At 67.9% G+C, this 20,347-nt stretch carries 14 protein-coding genes; all 14 read left to right on the top strand.

The genetic code is table 11. The features are described 5' to 3' along the window. The first annotated feature begins 142 nt into the window (after positions 1-142). Positions 143-241: a K(+)-transporting ATPase subunit F gene (gene kdpF, locus KIK15_RS16390; RefSeq protein ID WP_214245794.1), complete on the top strand. Its 99-nt coding sequence runs from the start codon at positions 143-145 to the stop codon at positions 239-241. A gap of 5 nt (positions 242-246) precedes the next feature. Next, positions 247-1,932, top strand: a complete 1,686-nt coding sequence (gene kdpA / locus KIK15_RS16395) for a potassium-transporting ATPase subunit KdpA (protein ID WP_214245795.1) — start codon at positions 247-249, stop codon at positions 1,930-1,932. Then, positions 1,929-4,022, top strand: a complete 2,094-nt coding sequence (gene kdpB / locus KIK15_RS16400) for a potassium-transporting ATPase subunit KdpB (protein ID WP_214245796.1) — start codon at positions 1,929-1,931, stop codon at positions 4,020-4,022. Before kdpA ends, kdpB begins: the two co-directional genes overlap by 4 nt. Before the next feature lie 6 nt (positions 4,023-4,028). Next, positions 4,029-4,655 carry a potassium-transporting ATPase subunit C gene (locus KIK15_RS16405; protein ID WP_214245797.1) on the top strand — a complete coding sequence of 209 codons (627 nt, stop codon included), beginning with the start codon at positions 4,029-4,031 and terminating at the stop codon, positions 4,653-4,655. 169 nt (positions 4,656-4,824) lie between these two features. Next, positions 4,825-7,377, top strand: coding sequence for a sensor histidine kinase KdpD (locus tag KIK15_RS16410; protein WP_250324869.1), 2,553 nt, complete (start codon positions 4,825-4,827; stop codon positions 7,375-7,377). Continuing rightward, positions 7,343-8,062 carry a response regulator gene (locus KIK15_RS16415; RefSeq protein WP_214245798.1) on the top strand — a complete coding sequence of 240 codons (720 nt, stop codon included), beginning with the start codon at positions 7,343-7,345 and terminating at the stop codon, positions 8,060-8,062. The genes KIK15_RS16410 and KIK15_RS16415 overlap by 35 nt, the downstream gene beginning before the upstream one ends. A gap of 53 nt (positions 8,063-8,115) precedes the next feature. Next, positions 8,116-8,622 (top strand): OsmC family protein, encoded by a 507-nt coding sequence (locus KIK15_RS16420; protein ID WP_214245799.1) that lies wholly within the window; start codon positions 8,116-8,118, stop codon positions 8,620-8,622. 7 nt (positions 8,623-8,629) lie between these two features. Then, the gene (locus tag KIK15_RS16425) at positions 8,630-8,914 is read left to right on the top strand and encodes an acylphosphatase (protein ID WP_214245800.1); all 285 of its coding nucleotides are present in this window, start codon (positions 8,630-8,632) and stop codon (positions 8,912-8,914) included. Between the two features lie 171 nt (positions 8,915-9,085). Next, the gene (gene smc / locus KIK15_RS16430) at positions 9,086-12,682 is read left to right on the top strand and encodes a chromosome segregation protein SMC (protein ID WP_214245801.1); all 3,597 of its coding nucleotides are present in this window, start codon (positions 9,086-9,088) and stop codon (positions 12,680-12,682) included. A 58-nt stretch (positions 12,683-12,740) separates the two neighbouring features. Next, complete coding sequence (ftsY, locus tag KIK15_RS16435; protein ID WP_214245802.1) at positions 12,741-14,141, top strand: signal recognition particle-docking protein FtsY; 1,401 nt, start codon at positions 12,741-12,743, stop codon at positions 14,139-14,141. A 245-nt stretch (positions 14,142-14,386) separates the two neighbouring features. Continuing rightward, positions 14,387-15,766, top strand: coding sequence for an ammonium transporter (locus tag KIK15_RS16440; RefSeq protein WP_214245867.1), 1,380 nt, complete (start codon positions 14,387-14,389; stop codon positions 15,764-15,766). A 5-nt stretch (positions 15,767-15,771) separates the two neighbouring features. Then, positions 15,772-16,110, top strand: a complete 339-nt coding sequence (locus KIK15_RS16445; protein WP_214245868.1) for a P-II family nitrogen regulator — start codon at positions 15,772-15,774, stop codon at positions 16,108-16,110. Between the two features lie 16 nt (positions 16,111-16,126). Continuing rightward, complete coding sequence (locus tag KIK15_RS16450; RefSeq protein WP_214245803.1) at positions 16,127-18,721, top strand: [protein-PII] uridylyltransferase; 2,595 nt, start codon at positions 16,127-16,129, stop codon at positions 18,719-18,721. A 46-nt stretch (positions 18,722-18,767) separates the two neighbouring features. Continuing rightward, entirely contained in the window at positions 18,768-20,318 is a 1,551-nt protein-coding gene (gene ffh, locus KIK15_RS16455) for a signal recognition particle protein (protein ID WP_214245804.1), read from the top strand. The last annotated feature ends 29 nt before the right edge of the window (positions 20,319-20,347 follow it).

Consider the following 20,347-nt stretch of genomic DNA (forward strand, 5'->3'; position numbering starts at 1 on the left):
GACTGCGCAGGTCGGGCCGACGAAGAGCCCGGCCGCCCAACGTAGGAGTTCGTGTGGCGGATCTGATGTTCGTGCTCACCATCCTGGGCCTCTTCGGTCTGTGTGTTCTGGTGTTGCGCTTCGTCTCGGCAAGGATGTCCCGATGACCGCGGCCGGCGTGATCAACGTCGTACTGCTGGTGGTGGTGGTCGCGGTCGCGGTGTATCTCGTCGCCGCTCTGCTCTACCCCGAGAGGTTCTGAACGGCGTGAACTCGACTCTTGCCGCCGCGCTGCAGTTCGCCTCGGTGATCGTGGTGCTCGGCCTTTTCTATGTGCCCCTAGGCGATTACATGGCGCGGGTGTTCACCTCCGGTCGCGACCTCGCTGTCGAGCGCTGGTTCTACCGGGCTGTTCGGGTGAATCCGACCGGACGTCAGACCTGGGTCGGGTACACCACTGCGCTGCTTGCCTTCTCGCTGGTGGGGGTGTTGTTCCTCTATGTGCTGCAGCGCATCCAGGGTCATCTACCGGGTTCGGGTGGGCGTCCTGGCGTGCCCAGTGCGATGGCGTTCAACACCGCGGTCTCCTTCGTCACCAACACCAACTGGCAGTCGTATACGCCCGAGGCGGTGATGGGCAACCTCACCACCGCAGGAGGGCTGGCGGTGCAGAACTTCCTGTCGGCCGCAGTCGGTCTCGCGGTCGCGGTCGCACTGATCCGCGGGATCATCTCGGCGTCGGGATCTGGTGAGCTGGGCAACTTCTGGGTGGATGTGGTCCGTGCCACTCTGCGAATCCTGTTGCCGCTCAGCCTGATCTTCGCTGTGTTGCTGGTGGCCCAGGGCGTGGTGCAGTCCTGGCACTCGGGGTTTGACTTCACCGGACTCGACGGCGCCAAGGGACAGGCGGTGGTCGGCCCGTTCGCCTCGCAGGAGGCGATCAAAGAGCTCGGTACCAACGGCGGTGGAACACTGGCCACCAACTCGGCGCACCCGTTCGAGAACCCCACCCCGCTGACCAACATCGCCCAGATCATCGCGTTGCTGCTGATCCCGGTGTGCCTGACGCGCACCTACTCGACGATGGTCGCCGACCGGCGTCAGGGCCTGACGATCCTTGCCGTGATGACCACCCTGTTCGGCATCATGTTGACCATCGCCTGGAGCTTCGAGGAACGCACCAGCGGCGTCGCGGGCACCGCGGCCGGGGCCATGATGGAAGGCAAGGAGCAGCGGTTCGGGATACCGGCCTCGGTTCTCTACGCCGTGGCCACCACCGGTACCTCGACCGGTGCCGTCAACTCCCAACACGACAGTTTTTCGGCCGCATCCGGCGGGGCGGTCCTGTGGAACATGTTGCTCGGTGAGGTGGCTCCCGGCGGTGTCGGCACCGGCCTGTACGGGATCCTCGTGCTGGCGATCATCGCGGTGTTCGTCGGTGGACTGTTGGTGGGCCGGACCCCAGAATTCCTCGGCAAGCGCATCGGTCAACGCGAGATCACCGTCGCCGCCCTGTCGATCCTGATCATGCCTGCGCTGGTGCTCGTCGGCAGCGCGATCACCGTGACCTTGTCCTCGACCACCGGATTCCAGGGCAACAGCGGCGATCCTGGGACACCGGGATCCATCCATGGGTTCACCGAGGTCCTCTACGCCTACGCCTCGGCATCGAACAACAACGGCAGCGCCTTCGGTGGCCTGACCGTCACCAGCGACTGGTTTCAGACCTCGCTGGGGGTGGCCATGCTTTTGGGTCGGTTCCTACCGATCGTGTTCACCCTCGCACTGGCTGGTCTGTTGGCCGTCCAGAAACCCAAACCGGCGTCCACAGCCACGCTACCCACCCACGGAGCGCTGTACACCGGCCTGTTGACGGCCACCATCGTGCTGGTTGCCGGACTCACCTTCTTCCCGGCTCTGGCGCTGGGGCCCATCGCGGAGGCACTCGCATGACAATCACCGACACCGAGAGCACCACGGCGGCAGGTGAACCCGCCGAACTGGTCACCACGGGCGCATTCTCTGCCGTGCAGTTGATCAAGGCCGTCCCGGACGCGGTGCGCAAGTTGACCCCGCGCGATCAAGCTCGCAACCCGGTCATGTTCGTCGTGTACCTCGGCGCGATCATCACCACCCTCCTGGCCATCGGCGACTCGTCGGTGTTCTCCTGGGCGATCGCTTTCTGGTTGTGGTTCACGGTGTTGTTCGCCAACCTCGCCGAGGCGGTCGCCGAGGGCCGCGGCAAAGCGCAGGCCGCCAGCCTGCGAAAGGTCAAGCGCGACACGGTAGCCCGCCGCATCGGGGCCGATGGCTCCATCACCGAGGTGCCCGGTGGCGAACTGGTCATCGGCGATCGCATCGTGGTGGAGGCCGGCGAGGTGATCGCCGGTGACGGCGACGTGGTCGAGGGCATCGCGACGGTCGACGAGTCGGCGATCACCGGTGAATCCGCCCCGGTCATCCGGGAATCCGGCGGCGATCGGTGTGCAGTGACCGGTGGCACGGTGGTGCTCTCGGACCGCATCGTCGTCCAGATCTCCACCGCACCCGGGGAGTCGTTCGTCGACCGGATGATCGCCCTGGTCGAAGGCGCGTCACGCACCAAGACGCCCAACGAGATCGCACTCGACATCCTGCTGGCCAGCCTGACCATCATCTTCCTGCTCGCCGTCGTGGCGGTGGGGCCGATGCAGCAGTACGCCGGTGAAACCCCCGATCCGATCCGACTGATCGCCCTGCTGGTCTGTCTGATCCCCACCACCATCGGTGCGCTGCTGTCGTCGATCGGTATCGCCGGCATGGACCGGCTGGTGCAGCGCAACGTGTTGGCCATGTCGGGTCGCGCGGTCGAGGCGGCCGGCGACATCGACACGCTGCTGATGGACAAGACCGGGACCATCACCTTCGGTAACCGGCGCGCGACCTCATTCGTCGCCGCCCCAGGTGTGTCGGTGGACGAGATCGCGCGTGCGGCATGCCTTTCGAGCCTGGGGGACGACACTCCCGAGGGCCGCAGCATCATCGATCTCGCACGCGACGACTACGGCGTCGACGTGGCCGCACTGACCCCCGATCCCGGGACCGCAGACATCGTGGCCTTCACCGCCGAGACCCGGATGAGTGGGCTGGATCTGGCCGCCACCGATCACGCCATCCGTAAGGGCGCCGCAGACGCGGTGATCCGGTGGGCGCGTGAGGGCGGGACAACAGCTCCCGTCGAGGTGACCGATGCGGTCGATCAGATTGCGGGCAGCGGCGGCACGCCGCTGGTGGTCGCCCAACGCACCGGCACCGATCCGGTGGCGGTGCTCGGTGTCATCGCACTGTCGGACGTGGTGAAACCCGGTATGGCGCAACGCTTCGAGCAGATGCGGGCGATGGGTATACGCACCGTGATGGTCACCGGCGACAACCCGCGGACCGCGGCCGCCATCGCTGCCACCGCAGGCGTGGACGACTTCGTGTCCGAAGCCACGCCGGAAGACAAGCTGGCGTTGATCCGCAAGGAACAGACCGGAGGTCGGCTGGTGGCCATGACCGGCGACGGCACCAATGATGCGCCGGCCCTGGCCCAAGCCGACGTGGGCCTGGCGATGAACACCGGGACCTCGGCGGCCAAAGAGGCCGGCAACATGGTCGACCTCGACTCCGACCCCACCAAGTTGATCGACGTGGTGGCCATCGGCAAACAGCTACTGATCACCCGCGGTGCGCTGACGACCTTCTCGTTGGCCAACGATCTGGCCAAGTACTTCGCCATCCTGCCCGCGCTGTTCTCGGGCATTTATCCCCAGCTCGACGACCTCAACGTCATGCGACTGCACTCGGCGGAGTCGGCGATCACCTCGGCGGTGATCTTCAACGCGCTGATCATCATCGCGCTGATCCCGCTGTCGCTGCGCGGCGTTCGATACCGGCCCAGCTCGGCCTCGGCGCTGCTCGGTCGCAACCTGCTCATCTACGGCGTCGGTGGCGTCGTCTCGCCGTTCGTCGGGATCTGGCTCATCGATCTCGTCGTCCGTTTCATCCCGGGAATGGGGTAGCCCACAATGCTCGTCTTCCGACTCTTCGGTCGTCAGTTCCTGGTCGGTCTGGCTGTTCTCATCGGCCTCACCGTGATCCTCGGTGCGGTGTATCCCGCTGCCGTCTGGGGAATCTCGCGAGTGGTCTCGGCGAAGGCCGAGGGCTCGAAGGTGACCGATCGCAACGGGTGCGTGGTCGGCTCGGGGCTGCTCGGCATTGATCCGAAGGCTCCCAAGGGTGCGCCGGATCCCTACCTACACGCGCGCGTCGTGGGTTCGGCCGACGACCCCTTCGCGACGGGCGATCCGTCGGCGTCTGCGGCCAGCCAACAGGGACCCAACAGCGAGAAACTGCTGGGCTGGATCAACGCTCGGCGTACCGCCATCGCCGCTCGCGAAGGCGTGTCGCCCGAGCGCGTGCCCGCCGATGCGGTGACCGGGCCGGGTTCTGGTCTCGACCCCGACATCAGCATCGCCTACGCCCGGCTGCAGGCGCCACGGATCGCCCGCGTCACCGGGATGTCACTGGAGCGGGTGCGCGCGATCATCGACGAGCACACCAGCGGACGGCAGTTGGGGTTCTTGGGGCAGCCGCGGGTCAACGTGCTGAAGGTGAACGTCGGGCTCGGGCTCGTTGCGGCCACGTGCCAGTAGGTACCCCGAGCTGGTGCGGCGGTGGCACGTCGAGGCATCGGTGGAGGAAGATCAGGCGATGACGTCGAGCTCGACCATGCCTGCCGACGATCGGGGGCGCGACGAGGTGGCCCACTCCTCGGCACGAGCCGATCGAGTCGCTCACCCCGGACCGGCCGCACGGACCGGGATGCTGCAGATCTTCCTCGGCTGCGCCCCCGGGGTGGGCAAGACGTATGAGATGTTGGCCCAGGCCAAGACGTTGGCCGCGGAAGGTGCCGACGTGGTGGCGGCGGTGGTGGAGACGCACGGGAGGGCGGCGACCGCGCAGATGCTCGAGGGCATCGAGATGATCCCCACGATGCCGGTGCGCTACCGCGGCACCGTGCTCGACGAGCTCGATCTGCACGCGGTGCTGCGCCGTCGCCCTGACGTGGTGCTGGTCGACGAACTGGCCCACACCAATGCCCCGGGGATGGCGAATGCGAAACGCTGGGAGGACATCCGCGACCTGCTCGCCGCCGGGATCACCGTGCTCTCGACAGTCAACATCCAGCATCTGGAGAGTCTCAACGACGTGGTCGCCCAGATCACCGGTGTGCTGCAACGTGAGACCGTGCCCGACGACGTGGTGCGGGCAGCCGATCAGATCGAGCTGGTCGACATCGCGCCGGAGGCGCTGCGGCGGCGGTTGGCCGCGGGCAAGGTCTATTCCGGTGAGCGGGCGCAGGGGGCGTTGGGCAATTACTTCCGGCAGGGCAACCTCACCGCGCTGCGGGAGCTGGCGTTGCTGTGGTTGGCCGATCGGGTGGACGACTCGCTGTCGGATTACCGGGCGCAGCATGGCATCACGGCCACCTGGGAGACGCGGGAACGGGTGGTGGTCGCCATCACCGGTGGACCCGAGTCGGCCACCCTGTTGCGTCGAGCCAGCCGGATCGCCTCGCGATCGAGTGCTGAGTTGATCGCGGTGCACGTGGTGCGCGGCGACGGGTTGATCGACCGGCTGACCGGGGAGATCCCCGGACTCGGGGAGCTGGCCGCGGGTTTCGGTACCCGGATCCACACGGTGGTCGGCGACTCGGTTCCTGACACCCTGCTGGACTTCGCCCGCGGGGTCAACGCCACCCAGCTTGTGATGGGTACCTCCCGCCGATCGCGGTGGGCGCGTCTGCTCGACGAGGGCACCGGCACCACCGTGGTCCGCAAATCCGGGTCGATCGACGTCCACATGGTCACCCATGACCAAGTGCGGCAACGCAACCCCTTCGACATCCGCGGGACCAGGTTCCAGCGTCCGCTGACCTGGGTGCTGGCGGTGGTGGTGCCGTTCGCCACCGCCGGGGTGCTGTTGTTCGCCGATCGCTGGCTGGGCTTCGCCAGCGAGACGGTGATCTTCTTCGTCGTGGTGTTGGCCGTGTCGATGTTGGGTGGTGTGCTGCCCGCGGCGTTGACCGCCATCACCTCGGGCCTGCTGCTCAACTTCCTGTTCACCGAACCCCGATACAGCCTGGCCATCGAGAGCCCGGAGAACTTGCTGACCATCGTGGTGATGCTCGCGATCGCGATCGCTGTTGCGGTGCTGGTGGATTCGGCCACCGTCCGGCGCCGAGAAGCGATCAAGGCGGCCCGGGAAGCCGAGCTGCTGGCCACGTTCGCCGGCGCAGTGCTCACCGGCCAAGACCTCGACTCGCTGCTGGAGTTGGTGCGCAGCACCTTCGATCAGCGATCGGCGGCACTGGTGCGACTGGGCAGCGGGACCGGGGTGAGTGTCGAGGGGGCGGTGGGTGACGATCCGCCGACGACCCCGGCCGAGGCCGACACGGTGTGCAGCGGCGGTGAACACTTCGCGTTGTTGCTGTGCGGTGGTTCGCCGGCCGGTCGTGATCGCCGGGTGTTGACCGCCGTGGCCCGGCAGGCGGCCGGGGTGGCCGAGCGCGCCCGGCTGGCCCGCGAGGCCTCACGCGCCGACACTCTCGCGCAGACCGACCAACTGCGGCGGGCGTTGCTGGCAGCGGTGAGCCATGATCTGCGGACGCCACTGGCGGCGGTCAAGGCGGCGGTGTCGAGCCTGCGCAGTACCGACGTGTCGTTCTCGCCCGAGGACACCGCCGAGTTGCTGGCGACCATCGAGGAATCCGCCGATCACCTGACCGCGCTGGTGGGTAATCTCCTCGACTCCTCACGTCTGGCGGCGGGTGTGGTGCGCCCGCAGGTTCGTACCGTCTACCTCGCCGAAGTGGTGGGGCGGGTGCTGCTGGGGATGTCGGCGTACGCCGATCGGCTGGTCAACCGGGTGCAGGTCGACGTGGGACCCACTGTGGTGCAGGCTGATTCGGTTCTCTTGGAACGTGTTCTGGCCAACCTCATCGACAACGCGCTGCGCCACGGCGGTTCTGGCCCCGTGGAGGTCGGTGCCGTGACCATCGGGGCCGGAGATGCTGGAGCACGGACACAGATCAGGGTGGCCGATCACGGTCTCGGAGTTCCGGTGCAGACGCGTAGCCACATCTTCGAGGCTTTCGGTCGCTTCGGCGATCAGAACGAGACCTCCGGGGTGGGGTTGGGATTGTCGGTGGCCCAAGGCTTCACCGAGGCGATGGGCGGGGTCATCGAGGCGAGTGAGACCCCGGGTGGGGGACTGACGCTGACCGTCGAGCTCGACACCCACGGGCCGTCCGACGCCCGCGATCAGGAAGGAGGTGGCGATGTCGCAGACACCGTCGCAGTCGATCACCGGTGATCATGTCCGGGTGCTCGTCGTCGACGACGAACCTCAGATCCTGCGGGCCTTGCGAATCAACCTGCGCGCCCGCGGATTCGACGTCACCACCGCTTCCAGTGGGGCCGGCGCACTCCGTGCGGCTGCACAGACCAAGCCGCAGGTGATCATTCTCGATCTGGGACTGCCTGATCTCGACGGGTTCGAGGTGCTCGACGGGTTGCGCGGCTGGACCGACGTGCCGGTGATCGTGCTCTCGGCCCGAACCGACGCCGCCGACAAGGTGCAGGCACTCGATGCCGGTGCCGACGACTACGTGACCAAGCCGTTCGGGATGGAAGAACTGCTCGCCCGGTTGCGGGCGGCGGTGCGTCGGGCCGGTGCGCCGGCGCCTGGGCTCACCGAGCCGATCGTCGACGCGGGGTCGTTCGTGGTGGACCTGCAAGCCAAGCTGGTGCGTCGCGATGGGGCCGACGTGCACCTGACCCCGACCGAGTGGGGTGTGCTGGAGATGCTGGTGCGCAACGAGGGGAAGTTGGTGGGGCAGCGGGAGATCCTGCGCGAGGTGTGGGGGCCGGGTTACGAGACGCAGACCCACTATCTGCGGGTGTACCTCGCGGGTCTGCGCCGCAAGCTCGAACCCGACCCCACGACGCCACGACATCTGCTGACCGAGGCCGGGATGGGATATCGCTTCGTGCGGTGAACGGTGTGGTGGGCGCGGGAATCGGGAACACGATCGGGGTGTTCAATCGATCCATGAACCCAGCACCCGATGCGACGACACCTGATCCGACCGGACCTGCTTCGGCGGGGTCTGCAGCCGCTGGGTCTGACCCGACCGGATCGGGCACCGACCTGTGGGTCGAGCGGACCGGGACCCGCCGATACACCGGGCGCAGCTCGCGTGGCGCCGAGGTGCTCATCGGTTCGCAGGACTGTCCCGGAGTGTTCACCCCGGGTGAGCTGATGAAGATCGCCTTGGGTGCGTGCACCGGCATGAGTTCTGATGTGCCGCTGGCCCGTCGGCTCGGTGAGGACTACCCGGCCACCATCCGGGTGAGCGGAGCGGCCGACCGCGACAACGAGGTCTACCCGGCCCTGCACGAGGTGCTCGAACTCGATCTGTCGGCCCTTGACGAGGCGACCGCGACGCGGTTGCTGACGGTGGTCGAACGTGCCGTCGACGCCGCCTGCACCGTCGGGCGGACGCTGAAGGCGGGGACTGCGGTCACCCTCGACATCACCGGCACCCGCGAGGTCTGATGCGGTCATGACCATCGACCCGCCGGTGCGGTTGACCGCCTACGTGCACGGCCGCGTGCAGGGCGTGGGATTCCGATGGTGGACGCGCGCGCAAGCGCTGGAACTCGGACTTCTCGGCCACGCCACCAACCTTGTCGATGGGCGCGTGTTGGTGATTGCGGAGGGTCGGCGTGCCGCCGTCGACGCCCTGCTGGCCCGGCTGCGCAGCGGTGACACCGCAGGCCGGGTGGACCTGGTGGTCGACGACGTGAGTGCGGCGCGCGGCGGGCTGACCGGGTTCACCGAGCGGTAGCTCGAATTGCTGGCCCGAGCGGTAGCTCGAATTGCTGGCCCGAGCGGTAGCTCGAATTGCTGGCCCGAGCGGTAGCTCGAATCACTCGCCCGAGGAGGTGACGCCGACCTTGCGGGTCGGTGAACCGCCGATGGCGATGCACGTCGGGTGCGGTGGGTAATCTCTTCACCCGTGCACCTCAAGAGCCTGACGCTGAAGGGATTCAAGTCCTTCGCGTCGGCCACCACCCTGAAGTTCGAACCCGGTATCACCTGCGTGGTCGGACCCAACGGGTCGGGGAAGTCGAACGTCGTCGATGCGTTGACCTGGGTGATGGGGGAGCAGGGGGCGAAGGCGCTGCGCGGCGGCAAGATGGAGGACGTCATCTTTGCCGGGACCTCTGGTCGCGCGCCGCTGGGTCGGGCCGAGGTCACGCTGACCATCGACAACTCCGACGGTGCGCTGCCGATCGACTACTCAGAGGTGTCGGTGACCCGGCGGATGTTCCGCGATGGCGCCGGTGAGTACGAGATCAACGGCACCTCGTGTCGGCTGATGGACGTGCAGGAACTGCTCAGCGATTCTGGTATCGGCCGCGAGATGCATGTGATCGTCGGTCAGGGTCGGTTGGCGGCGATCCTGGAGTCCCGTCCCGAGGATCGCCGTGCCTTCATCGAGGAGGCGGCCGGTGTTCTCAAGCATCGCAAGCGTAAAGAGAAGGCCGTCCGCAAGCTCGATGCGATGCAGGCCAACCTCGCTCGCCTCACCGACCTGACCGACGAGTTGCGTCGTCAACTCAAGCCTTTGGGTCGCCAGGCCGAGGTGGCCCGCCGAGCGCAGACGGTGCAGGCAGATCTGCGGGATGCGCGGCTTCGGCTGGCCGCCGACGATCTGGTGACGCTGCGGGCTTCGGCGGCTGATCGGGCCGAGATCGAACGCGAGCTGCGAGCCAAGGCCGATGCGGTGGCCCGACAGCTCGAGCAGGCGACGACGGCGATGAACCGATACGAGCGAGCGGTCGCCGCGATCGCACCCGCGGCGGCTGCGGCGGGTTCGTCGTGGTTCCGGCTGTCGGCGTTGGCCGAGCGGGTCGATGCGACGCGACGGGTGGCCGCCGAGCGGGCTCGGCATCTGGCCGAGCCGGTGATCGTCGAGACCGGGCGTGACCCCGATGCGTTGGAGGCGCAGGCCGCCGCGGCCGCCGAGGAGGAAGCTGCCCTGACCGCGGGCGTCGAGGTGGCGTTCGAGGAACTTCAGATCGCCCGAGAAACATTGGCCGCCACAGAGTCTGCGGCTGCGGCGGCGGAATCGGCACACATGGCTGCGGTGCGTGCGGTGGCCGACCGTCGCGAGGGCCTGGTACGTCTGGAAGGTCAGGTGACCAACCTGGCCACTCGTGCCGAGTCGACCGACGCCGAGGCTGCGCGTCTCACCGCGGCGATCGCTGATGCGGCTGCGCGTGCCGAGGCCGCGCAGGTCGAATTCGACGCGGTGCAGGCCACCATCGCCGACCTCGACGCCTCCGAGCAGGGACTCGACGAACACCATGAGCGCACCGTCGCCGCCCTCAACGCCGCCAACGCCCGGGTCGCTGAACTACAGGCGGCCGAGCGTGCCGCCGAACAGCGGGTGGCATCGTTGACCGCTCGGATCGACGCGTTGTCGATGGGCTTGACCCGCCGCGACGGCGGAGCGTGGTTGCTCGAGCATGCGCAGGCCGGTGTGGGCGGGGTGTTGTCGGATCAGCTGCGGACCGATCCCGGGTACGAGGCGGCGATCGCGGCGGCGTTGGGCCCGGCGGTCGATGCGCTGATCGCATCCGATGAGCCCAGTGCGCGCGCGGCCATCGCCGCCTTGAAGTCGGCCGACGCGGGTCGCGCGGCGCTGGTCATCTCGGGGGTGGCTCGTCCGGCATCGGACCCGCAGCCGCTGCCGCCGGGTGCACGCTGGGCTGCGAGCGTGGTCTCGGTGGCTGCATCCCTGCGTGGCGCAATAGATCTGGTGTTGGCGCGGGTGGTCATCGCCGATGACGACGCGGTGGCCGCGGCGGTGGTCGCCGCCGCCCGCGATCAGGGTCGCCGGCTCGACGTGGTGACCCTCGACGGGGACGTGATCGGACCAGGATGGATCAGCGGCGGCTCGGGCAAGGGGCCGTCGACCATCGAGGTGCAGGCCGACATCGACAGCGCCACAGCCGATCTCGCGGCATCGCGACGACAGGCCGCAGAGCTGGCCGCGGCGCTGGCCGGGGCCACCGCCGAACAGGAGCAGCGTCGGGAGTCGGCGGAGGAGGCGTTGGCCGCGCTGCACGAATCCGACGCCACCGTCGGAGCGGTCTACGAGCAACTGGCTCGCCTCGGCCAGAGTGTTCGGGCCGCGCGCGATGAACAGGAGCGCCTCACCGCGCAGCGAACCGTGGTGGAGTCGGGTCGTAGCCAGGCATTGGCGCAGCTGCAGGAGATGGAGGAGCGGTTGCGCGCGGCGCGCGCCCAACCGGCCGACACCGAGACCGACGGCGGGGCTGACGCCGAGCGTGTGGCTGCTGCAGCCGCCGTGTCGACCGCACGCGCAGAGGAGACCGAGGCTCGTCTGGCCCTGCGGACCGCGGAGGAGCGGCTGGCCTCGGTTCGGGGTCGGGCCGACTCGCTGCGTCGGTCGGCCGCGGCGGAACGTCAAGCGCGGGCTCGCGCTGAGCAACAGAACCGGGCCCGCGCGCATGCGGCGGCCGTCGCTGCCGCAGTGGTGCAGGGCGCGGACCAGATCGCGCAACGGCTACACGCTGCCGTGGCCACCGCGCAGTCCACCCGCGACGACCTCGAGGAGCGTCGGGTCGCCCAGGTGGCCGAGCGGGACGCCGCCCGCGCGGCGGTGACCGAGCTCGGCGCGACATTGTCGCGCCTGCGTGAGGACCTGCATCGCGACGAGCTTGCCGGCGCCCAGGTCACGCTGCGGGTGGAACAGCTCGAAGAGCAGATCCGCGACTCCCTCGCCATCGGACTCGACGAGTTGTTGGCCGAGTACGGACCTGATGTCGAGATGCCGCCGACCGAGCTGGAAATGGCCGAGTATCACCAGGCTCGCGAGCGCGGCGAGTCGGTGGTGGCGCCCACCGCGATGCGGTTCGATCGCGCCACTCAGGAGGCCCGCGCCAAGAAGGCGCAGAAGGACCTGACCACGCTGGGCAAGGTGAACCCGTTGGCGCTCGAGGAGTTCGCCGCACTGGAGGAGCGCTACACGTTCCTGTCCACCCAGCTCGAGGACGTCAAGAGTGCCCGCCGTGACCTGCTCGACGTGGTCGACGACGTGGACGCGAAGATCCTGCAGGTGTTCACCGAGGCCTACGCCGATGTCGAGCGCGAGTTCGCGGCCGTGTTCACCACGCTGTTCCCGGGTGGTGAGGGGCGGCTGCTGTTGACCGATCCCGGCGACATGCTGACCACCGGCATCGAAGTGGAGGCCCGTCCGCCGGGCAAGAAGGTCAAGCGACTGTCGTTGCTCTCCGGCGGCGAGAAGTCGCTGACCGCGGTCGCGATGCTGGTGGCCATCTTCCGGGCCCGACCGTCACCGTTCTATGTGATGGACGAGGTGGAGGCCGCGCTCGACGACACCAATCTTCGGCGGCTGATCATGTTGTTCGAACAGCTTCGGGAGCGGTCTCAGTTGATCGTCATCACCCATCAGAAGCCCACCATGGAGATCGCCGACGCGTTGTACGGCGTGAGCATGCAGGGCGATGGGATCACCACCGTCATCTCGCAGCGGTTGCGGGGCGTGGACATCGGGACCTGAACGCGGGCGCGGCGCCCGCAGCCCGAGCCTGCGACCCGGGTCCTGACACAATGGCCGGGTGAGCACCGAGATCATCATTGCCATCGTCGTCGCCGTCCTCGTGCTGCTGGCGATTGGCGTGGGCACCGGCCTGCTGTTGTCCCGGCGGCGCCAGATCCACCTCGACGACCAGACGCCGCCCGGTTCGAGCACCCGTGAGGTGGACCGCTCGGGCGGGTACACCGCCACCGGTGGGTTCAGCTTCTCGCAGGGCGGCACGGACACGGTGGAACCGCCGACGTTGCTGCCCGAGCGGACCGACACCGACGGTCAGCCCCGGGTCGGTGACGACGCCTCGGTGCCCCGGGATTCTCAGCGGCGGTCCATCCAGGAGGTCAACCTGCCCGACCTTCCGGCGGATTCGATCTCTGCTGGGCGGGCATCTGCAGATCCGACTGCGCCGGAAACCGGTGCGGTCGACACCGACGTCGAGCCGGCCGTCGAGCCGGGCACCGACACCGACGCGCTGCTCGACTCGGCGCCGCCACTCGACGAGATCGAACCGGTCAGCGGCCGTCTGCATCGTCTGCGGGGCCGGCTGGCGCGGTCACAGGGCGCCCTGGGCAAGGGGGTCCTCAAGTTGCTCGGTACCGGCAACCTCGACGAGGACTCGTGGGAGGCCGTCGAGGACACGTTGCTCGGTGCCGACCTGGGTACCGCCACCTCGATCGACATCGTCGCGAAGTTGCGTACCCGGTTGGCGTCCTCGACGGTCCGCACGCCCGCTGAGGTGAGGGAGCTGTTGCGATCGGTGCTCGTGGAGGCACTGCTGCCCGACCTCGACCGCTCCATCCGAGCACTCCCGCATGCCGACACCCCCGCAGTGCTGTTGGTCGTGGGTGTGAACGGCACCGGCAAGACCACCACGGTGGGCAAGTTGGCGCGGGTGCTGGTGGCCGACGGCCGTCGGGTGACCTTGGGCGCAGCCGACACCTTCCGGGCCGCCGCGGCCGATCAGCTGCAGACGTGGGCCGAGCGCGTGGGCGCTGAGGTGGTGCGCGGCAAGGAGGGAGCTGACCCGGCATCGGTGGCTTTCGATGCGGTGGCTGCCGGGGTGGCCGACGGCGCCGACGTGGTGGTGGTCGACACGGCCGGGCGCCTACACACCAAGACCGGGCTGATGGACGAGCTGGGCAAAGTCAAACGGGTGATCGAGAAGAAGGCGAAGGTCGACGAGGTGCTGTTGGTGCTCGACGCCACCACCGGTCAGAACGGCATGGCCCAGGCCAAGGTCTTCGCCGAGGTTGTCGACATCACCGGGGTGGTGTTGACCAAGCTGGACGGAACCGCCAAGGGCGGCATCGTCTTCCATGTGCAGCACGAGTTGGGCGTGCCGGTGAAGCTGGTCGGGCTGGGGGAGGGGGCCGATGACCTGGCCCCGTTCGAGCCGCGTGCGTTCGTCGACGCGCTGCTCGACTGAAGAGTGTCGGACACGCGGTATTTGCCCGTTGTGACCGAGTTTTGGAGTTAGTTCGCTGTAGAAACGTGATCGGCGAGCTGCGGCGATACATGGCGGAAATATTGATGGCCGTTCCGTTCACGTGGGAGAAACACGCTATCGCCATGGCTGAAACATCGGGATAGGAACCTTCTCGGCAGATCGACGCCGCGGCGTGAGCCCGCGGTCGCAGAAATCGAGGAGGAATTAGGGTGGCTTACCCCGTAATGGGTGTCCCGGATACCGGCGACACCGCCTGGATGCTCGCGAGCTCGGCGCTCGTGCTGCTGATGACCCCGGGATTGGCGTTCTTCTACGGCGGCATGGTGCGCGCGAAGAGCGTGCTGAACATGATCATGATGAGCGTCATCTCGATGGGCATCGTCACCGTGCTGTGGGTGCTCTACGGATTCTCGATGGCCTTCGGTGAGGACAAGGGCAACCTGATCGGTGACCCGGCGAAGTACTTCGGGCTCAAGGGTGTCATCAGTGGCAACGGTGCGGCTGCGGTCGCCGCGGATCAGGCCACCGGCACCGAGGCATCTGACGCGGTGAACATCCCGGTCTTCGGCAGCCTCCCGCTCACCGTGTTCGTGATGTTCCAGCTCATGTTCGCCATCATCACGGTGGCCTTGATCTCGGGTGCGGTCGCCGATCGCATGAAGTTCAGTGCCTGGGCCGCCTTCACCGCGCTCTGGTCGACGATCGTCTACTTCCCGGTCGCGCACTGGGTGTTCGCCTTTGACGGCTACACCGGCGACACGGGCGGCTGGATTGCCAACAAGCTCAAGGCGATCGACTTCGCCGGCGGTACCGCGGTGCACATCAACGCCGGTATCGCGGGCCTGGTGCTCGCGATCATCCTGGGCAAACGACGCGGGTGGCCGACCACGCCCATGCGTCCACACAACCTTCCGTTCGTGATGCTCGGCGCCGGTCTGCTGTGGTTCGGCTGGTACGGCTTCAATGCCGGTTCGGCCACCACGTCCAACGGTATCGCCGGCTCCACCTTCGTCACGACCACTGTTGCCACCGCCGCAGCGATGCTGGCGTGGTTGGTCGTGGAGGTCATCCGCGACGGTCACGCCACCTCGCTCGGTGGCGCCTCCGGCGTGGTGGCCGGACTGGTCGCCATCACCCCGTCGTGTTCGTCGGTGAACGTGGTGGGCGCGCTGGCCATCGGTGTCGTCGCCGGTGCGATCTGTGCGCTGGCCGTGGGTCTGAAGTTCAAGCTGGGCTTCGACGACTCCCTCGACGTGGTCGGCGTCCACCTCGTCGGAGGTCTGTTGGGTACGTTGATGGTGGGTCTGGTGGCCACCAAGGAGGCCCCGGCTGCCGTCGACGGGCTGTTCTACGGTGGCGGATTCGATCAGCTGGGCAAGCAGGCGGTCGGAGCCTTCGCGGTTCTCGGCTACTCTGCGGTCGCCACCGCTGTCATCGCGCTGGCGATCAAGTACACGATCGGCCTGCGGATCGACGCCGAGGGCGAGGACGAAGGAGCCGACGAGTCGCAGCACGCCGAGTCGGCGTATGACTACGCCACCCTTGGCGGTGGTACCGGAAGCGTTTTCAGCCAGAGCGGGACCGCTCTCGGCAAGGAGGGATGAAGTCAGTGAAGCTGATCACCGCAATCGTCAAGCCGTTCACGCTCGAGGACGTCAAGACCGGCCTGGAGCAGGCAGGTGTCTTGGGCATGACGGTCAGTGAGGTGCAGGGCTACGGTCGCCAGAAGGGCCACACCGAGGTGTACCGAGGAGCGGAGTACTCGGTCGACTTCGTGCCCAAGGTGCGCGTCGAGGTGGTCGTCGACGACAGTGCAGTGGACAAGGTCGTCGACGTGATCGTCGAGGCCGCACGGACCGGCAAGATCGGCGACGGAAAGGTGTGGGTGTCGCCGGTCGACTCGGTGGTGCGAGTGCGCACCGGCGAACGCGGCTCCGACGCGCTCTGACCCGGAACAGATCTGCGTGCCTTTCGTCAACGGCGGATCCACCTCGCACGGCGAACCACGTCAGGCAGGCCCCGCGTCCGACAAGACGTCGAACGCGGGGCCTTCCCCGTCTGGTGAGACATCTGGTGCCGCAACGGATCTGGTCGCTGCGCGCAAGCAACTGCTCACCACTGCAGCCGGCGCCAAACGCGTCGATGCGCCCGCGCTACGCGAGGTGTTCGTCGACCTCCACGACTTCTGGTTGACCACCAAGGGAGCCGAGATCGGGGTGCGCCCTGACAGCGGCTTCGCCATCGTTGCCGTGGGCGGCCTCGGTCGCCGAGAGTTGTTGCCGCACTCCGATCTCGATCTCATCCTGTTGCACGACGACATGGATCCCGAGCGCGTGGGTGAGGTGGCCGACGGACTCTGGTACCCGCTGTGGGACGCCAACATCAAGCTCGATCACAGCGTGCGGACCGTGCCGCAGGCGTTGCAGGTGGCGGCATCAGACATGACCGCTTCCCTCGGGTTGCTCGAGGCCCGTCACATCGCCGGCGACGAGCGGCTCACCGAGCTGCTGATCAGCGGGGTGCGCACCCAGTGGCGCACCGACATTCGCACCCGGTTCCCCGAGCTCGTCGAGCAGGCCGGCGATCGCTGGCGGCGTAGCGGCGACATCGCCCACCGCGCCGAGCCCGACCTGAAGAACGGTCGCGGTGGTCTGCGCGATGTGCAGATGCTCGGCGCGCTGGCCATCGCCCAGCTGACCGACGGGATGGGCCATCTGCGGCCGGACTCGCCCGGGCGTGGGCTGCACACCGCATACGGTCGGCTGCTCGACATGCGTACCGAACTGCACCGGATCGCCGGGCGACCACGCGAGCAGTTGCGCGCACAGGATGCCGACGAGATCGCTGCCGCGCTGCGCATCGGTGACCGGTTCGACCTCGCCCGCATCATCAGCGACAGTGCGCGGACCATCAGCTACGCCGTCGACGTGGGTCTGCGGACGGCAGGCAACGCCTTGCCGCGACGCGGTCTGTCGAAGCTGCGGCGCTCGCCGGTCCGCCGTCCCCTCGACGAAGGCGTGGTCGAGCACGCGGGGGAAGTGGTGCTGGCACGCAACGCCATCCCGTCGAAGGACCCCGGCCTGATCCTGCGGGTGGCCAGCGCCTCGGCACGCACGGGGTTGCCCATCAGCGCTTCCACTCTGAGTCGGCTGGCCGACTACGCCCCCGAGCTACGTGAGCCATGGCCATCGGAGGCACTGAGCGATCTGTTGGTGCTGCTGGGCACCGGCCGCCACATGGTGGCCCCGATCGAGGCGTTGGACCGGACCGGACTGTGGGGGCGGCTGCTCCCGGAGTGGGGTGCGGTGCGTGACCTGCCGCCGCGGGACCCGATCCACACCTGGACCGTCGATCGGCACCTCGTGGAGACGGCGGCCAACGCATCGCACATGACCACCCGGGTCTCTCGGCCCGATCTGCTGGTCCTCGGCGCTCTGCTGCACGATCTGGGCAAGGGCCGAGGATCCGATCACAGCATCGTCGGGGCCGAGCTGGCCACCCAGATCGGCAACCGCTTCGGGTTGTGGCCACAGGACGTGGCCACCCTTTCGGCGATGGTGCGTCACCACCTGTTGCTGCCGATCACCGCCACCCGGCGCGACCTCGACGACCCCGCCACCACCCGTGAGGTCATCGACACCCTCGGCGGCGACCGGCAACTGTTGGAACTGCTCGCCGCTCTGGCCGAGGCCGACTCGTTGGCGACCGGGCCGGGGGTGTGGGGTGACTGGAAGGCGTCGCTGATCGGTGATCTGGTGCGAAAGTGCCTGGCCGCCATGGATGGTGAGGAACAGCATCCCCCTGAACCCTTGACCGCCGAGCAACGCCGCCGAGCCGAGGCGGGCGGAGTGTTCGTCGGCATCGAGCCCGGTGACGGGCAACACACCCACGTGGTCACCATGATCACCCCGGATCAGCCGGGCGCGTTGTCACGGATGGCTGGGGTGCTCTCACTCAACGGTCTGCGGTGTCGCAGCGCCGACGTGCAGGCTCATGCGGGCAGCGTCGTCAACACCTTCCGGGTGATCCCGCTCTTCGGTGACCCGCCCGATGCTGGGCTGTTGCGCCAGCAGTTGTTGCAGGCGACTGCGGGAACCCTCGACGTGGTGGCGAGAATCGATGCGAGAGAACGAGAATCGCCCATCCCGGTGGCACCGCCGCCGATTGCCGACACCGAGGGCGCCTCGGTGGCGGTGCCTGCCCTGTTCGCCTTGGCCCCACCGCGGGTCCTGTGGTTCGACGTCCCCGACGATCCGCAGCGCCTGCACACGCGGGCGATCATGGAGGTGCGTGCTGCCGACCGGATCGGGCTGCTGTGTCGGATCGCGGCCGAGATCGAACGCCACGGCGCCACCATCGAATGGGCCAACGTGCAGACGATGGGCGGCACCGTGATCGACACCTTCTGCCTCGTCCTCGGCGAGGACAGTCCTGCGGTCCGGCAGGCGTTGGCGGCGGGGGTTCTCACGGTGGTCCCGCCACCGCAGCCGGTGTCTTCGTCTCCAGACGGGCCGACCGCATCGGGATCGAGTCGATCCGGAGTGCCCATCGGCGGGTGAGCCGCGGCGCCGGGGCCTGCGGATCCGGTGCGGATAGGGTGGGGGCATGTTCGATTCGCTGTCCAACCGGTTGACCGGGGCCCTCAAAGACCTGCGTGGCAAGGGAAAGCTCTCCGACGCCGACATCGACCGCACGTGTCGGGAGATCCGGCTCGCGCTGCTCGATGCCGACGTCTCCCTGGTCGTCGTGCGCGGGTTCATCGCCCGGATCAAGGAGCGTGCCAAGGGTGCGGAGGTCTCCGGTGCGCTGAACCCGGCGCAGCAGATCGTCAAGATCGTCAACGAGGAACTCGTCGGCATCCTTGGTGGAGAGACCCGGCGCATCAGTTTCGCCAAGACCCCGCCGACGGTCATCATGCTGGCCGGTCTGCAGGGTGCCGGAAAGACGACGCTGGCCGGAAAGCTGGCCGCATGGCTCAAGAAGCAGGGGCACACCCCGATTCTGGTGGCCTGTGACCTGCAGCGTCCGGGTGCGGTGGGGCAGCTGCAGATCGTCGGCGAACGCGCCGCGGTACCGGTGTACGCCCCGCATCCGGGAACGTCGGTCGGCGGCGAAGGCGAGCTGGGCATCAGCGCGGCCGATCCCATCGAGGTGGCTCGCTCAGGTATCGCCGAGGCCCGCTCACGTCAGCACGACGTCGTCATCGTCGACACCGCCGGCCGGTTGGGTCTCGACGACGAGCTGATGGCCCAGGCCGCGGGGATCCGCGACGCCATCTCACCCGACGAGATCTTCTTCGTGGTCGACGCGATGATCGGCCAGGACGCCGTCACCACCGCTGAGGCATTCGCTGCCGGAGTCGGGTTCACCGGTGTCGTGCTGACCAAGCTCGACGGTGACGCCCGCGGCGGCGCAGCGCTGTCGGTCCGCGAGATCACCGGGAAACCGATCATGTTCGCCTCCACGGGCGAGAAACTCGATGAGTTCGACACCTTCCATCCCGACCGGATGGCCAGTCGCATCCTGGGCATGGGCGACGTGCTGTCGCTCATCGAGCAGGCCGAGGAGCACTGGGACGCCCAGCAGGCCGAGGCGGCAGCCGCCAAGATCACCCAGGGCGAGCTGACGCTGGAGGACTTTCTCGAGCAGATGCAGATGATCCGAAAGATGGGGCCCATCGGCAACATCCTGGGGATGCTGCCCGGCGCGGGCCAGATGAAGGACGTGCTCAGCCAGGTCGACGACAAACAACTCGACCGGGTGCAGGCGATCATCCGCGGCATGACCCCAGCCGAACGCGACAACCCCAAGATCATCAACGCCTCGCGCCGTCTGCGCATCGCCAACGGATCCGGGGTGGCGGTCAGTGAGGTCAACCAGCTGGTGGACCGCTTCTTCGAGGCCCGCAAGATGATGTCGGCCATGTCGGGCCGGATGGGCATGCCCGGGGGCAACCGACGCAGCAAGAAGGGCAAGAAAGGCAAGAAGGGCGGGCGCGGGCCCACCCCGCCCAAGGTGCGTGGCGGGATGCCTGGGATGCCGGGCATGCCACCCGGATTCCCCGATCTGTCGAACATGCCGCCCGGACTCGATCAGCTCCCGCCGGGGCTCGAGGGCATCGACATCTCGCAGTTCCAGCCGAAGAAGCGCGGCTGAGATCTGCCGCGAATGCGGTTGCCGCAGAG

Origin of the sequence: Williamsia sp. CHRR-6, from assembly GCF_018474015.1 — a bacterium.
Lineage (GTDB): Bacteria > Actinomycetota > Actinomycetes > Mycobacteriales > Mycobacteriaceae > Williamsia_A.

What these genes read in the sequence shown, in the direction of transcription:
- kdpF (WP_214245794.1), top strand. Translation starts at nt 143, where the DNA reads ATGACCGCGGCCGGCGTGATCAACGTCGTACTGCTGGTGGTGGTGGTC.
- kdpB (WP_214245796.1), top strand. Translation starts at nt 1,929, where the DNA reads ATGACAATCACCGACACCGAGAGCACCACGGCGGCAGGTGAACCCGCC.
- KIK15_RS16405 (WP_214245797.1), top strand. Translation starts at nt 4,029, where the DNA reads ATGCTCGTCTTCCGACTCTTCGGTCGTCAGTTCCTGGTCGGTCTGGCT.
- KIK15_RS16410 (WP_250324869.1), top strand. Translation starts at nt 4,825, where the DNA reads ATGCTGCAGATCTTCCTCGGCTGCGCCCCCGGGGTGGGCAAGACGTAT.
- KIK15_RS16415 (WP_214245798.1), top strand. Translation starts at nt 7,343, where the DNA reads ATGTCGCAGACACCGTCGCAGTCGATCACCGGTGATCATGTCCGGGTG.
- KIK15_RS16420 (WP_214245799.1), top strand. Translation starts at nt 8,116, where the DNA reads ATGAACCCAGCACCCGATGCGACGACACCTGATCCGACCGGACCTGCT.
- KIK15_RS16425 (WP_214245800.1), top strand. Translation starts at nt 8,630, where the DNA reads ATGACCATCGACCCGCCGGTGCGGTTGACCGCCTACGTGCACGGCCGC.
- KIK15_RS16440 (WP_214245867.1), top strand. Translation starts at nt 14,387, where the DNA reads ATGGGTGTCCCGGATACCGGCGACACCGCCTGGATGCTCGCGAGCTCG.
- ffh (WP_214245804.1), top strand. Translation starts at nt 18,768, where the DNA reads ATGTTCGATTCGCTGTCCAACCGGTTGACCGGGGCCCTCAAAGACCTG.